The organism is Chroococcidiopsis sp. TS-821, assembly GCF_002939305.1.
In the GTDB taxonomy this organism is placed as follows: Bacteria; Cyanobacteriota; Cyanobacteriia; order Cyanobacteriales; family Chroococcidiopsidaceae; genus Chroogloeocystis.
The window spans coordinates 1-2,121 of sequence record NZ_MVDI01000021.1 but is presented as its reverse complement, the minus strand read 5'-3'; the positions used below and the strand labels follow the sequence as shown (position 1 = coordinate 2,121).

Genomic DNA, 2,121 nt, shown 5'->3' with positions numbered 1-2,121 from the left:
CAATGGCGACGAGTTCCATTCCAGGGACGGAGTTGATGATTTGGTTGGCGATGCCGCGTCCCATGAACCCTGCACCGATCATCCCCACGCGAATCGGATTTTTGGCTTCTGCTCGTTCTTTGAGTGCGCGGTCTACTATAAGCACTATAAAAACTCCTTCAAAATTTATTAGCTACAAAGGCAAAGTTCAATAGATTCTGCCTTGCTCAAGAAATATAGATTTGAGTAGAACTCAGCGATGGGGCGCCAGCTAAAGTTGCGATCGTCGTTGCTGAACTAGGTCCGATGCCATCAGGATCGAATCGCAGTACACCTGTGTTAGTGTTGTACAAGAAATTGGCACTACTACCTAAAGGTGTAGGATTAGCGCCACTCACAAACACGCCTGTCTCTGCTGCTGTCGTCCTCAGCTTGACACCACGCACCAAGCCATTACCAAAACCTGTGCTAGAGAATGTCAAGCGATCGTCAAAACTAAAATCGGTGATGATGTCTCCACCTTCTTTTGCTTCCTTGTAAAAGAAATTATCGGCACCGCCACCACCTGTCAGCGTGTCTTTACCTAGACCGCCTTTGAGGGTATTATTACCTGTATTTCCTACTAACTTATCAGCAAAGTTAGAACCAATCAGATTTTCAATTCCAGTTAATGTATCTCGCTTGACAAGTGCGTCGTACCATGCATTTCCTATTTTGTTGTATCCAGCAACGTTAGGGTGAAAACCGTCTGATACTAAGTCATTGAGATTGAGGCTGCCTCCAGCATTTACATAGGTAACTTTTTTACCTTGAGCCACTTTATTTTTAACAAAATCAGGTAGCAATGCATTAAAGCTTGCTGCTAAATTCGCTATTGTTGTTCCTTTAGCCGCGGGATCGATAGGAGCAATTGAGGAAACGAAAATCCGCGTATTACCTGATTCTGCACTGATGCGGTCTATCAAATTGCTTAAATCGCTTGTCAGCGTACTCAGCGAATTACGACGAAGTACATCATTCGTTCCAATCATCAATAAGACGATCTGTGGCTGATACGTTTTGATGATGCCTCGATCGACCAAGCTAGCAATCTGGTTGATTGTCCAGCCGCCACGTCCTTCATGGTTTTTATCGCCTAAACTAGGTGGACCATTAAACTGCGAACCAACAAAATCTATGCTCAAGTTATCAGCACGCAGATTTTTCCACAGCTGAATGCGATAAGTTCCTGGGGTTGGATCAACTTTGTGTTCTCCTGCTGTAATTGAGTCTCCTAAAGGCATTACCTTTGGCGTTGTTGTCCCAAACACGGGTTTGAGTACAGTTCCAGCTTTAAGACTAGCAATGATGCCGTTAGCTGCAAACGCGTAGTCAGCAGTATCTATCCCAGTACCACCGTTAAGTGTATTATTACCACCTCGACCTTCAAGGATATCGTTACCAGCAAAACCGTTGAGCGTATTATTTCTCCAATCGCCTACCAATCGGTCGTTGCCGCTTGTACCATTGATAATCGCGGATGTTGTAGCAGGTAGTGTAACAGGAACAAACTCCATGAAGTCTATTCTGGCAGGTTCTCCAGCATCCTCGATAGCTTTGATTTGAAATGTATCGCCTTGACTAATAGCTAGCTGTGTTGCGATCGTGCGCAGTGTGCTAGTTTGCTTATTAGCAAAAGCGCTCCCTAGATTTTGGTTAGCACTCCAAGCATCGACGATCGCATTCTTTTGCTTGAGACGAACTTCAAATTGACTAGCACCGTCGTTTTCATCAAAGTAACCCACGATCACTTTGTATAAGCCGGAGTCACCCGTAAAATGAAACGAGGCAAAACCTGTTTCTGCTACACCGCCATTGACTAAACTAATGACGTTTTGACCTGAGGCAGCACTATTCGCTTCTATGCGAAAGCCTACCAAGTTCATATTTTCAGCTTCGATTCTAAACTGCGACACTTTAGAAATCCTGTTCTATCTCGATCGTATGTTTCATGCTGTCCAATAGAAATCTTGGTTAATTTGATGCGTGCGAATCAAATACTCCAATTGCTTTAAGCGAGTGAAACCACGGAACAAAAAGGTTTCTTCTGACAAATCAGTCAGGCTAAACAAGTCATAAAGTTGTTGTGCGCCACGCACAGCA

At 44.1% G+C, this 2,121-nt stretch carries 1 protein-coding gene and 2 pseudogenes; all 3 read right to left on the bottom strand.

Going from position 1 to position 2,121, the window contains the following annotated elements:
- Positions 1-145 (bottom strand): annotated as a pseudogene (locus tag B1A85_RS26415) (NAD(P)-dependent oxidoreductase); the annotation flags it as partial.
- A 61-nt stretch (positions 146-206) separates the two neighbouring features.
- Positions 207-1,934 carry a GDSL-type esterase/lipase family protein gene (locus tag B1A85_RS23265; RefSeq protein WP_146087213.1) on the bottom strand — a complete coding sequence of 576 codons (1,728 nt, stop codon included), beginning with the start codon at positions 1,932-1,934 and terminating at the stop codon, positions 207-209.
- A gap of 33 nt (positions 1,935-1,967) precedes the next feature.
- Positions 1,968-2,121 (bottom strand): annotated as a pseudogene (locus tag B1A85_RS26410) (NAD-dependent dehydratase); the annotation flags it as partial.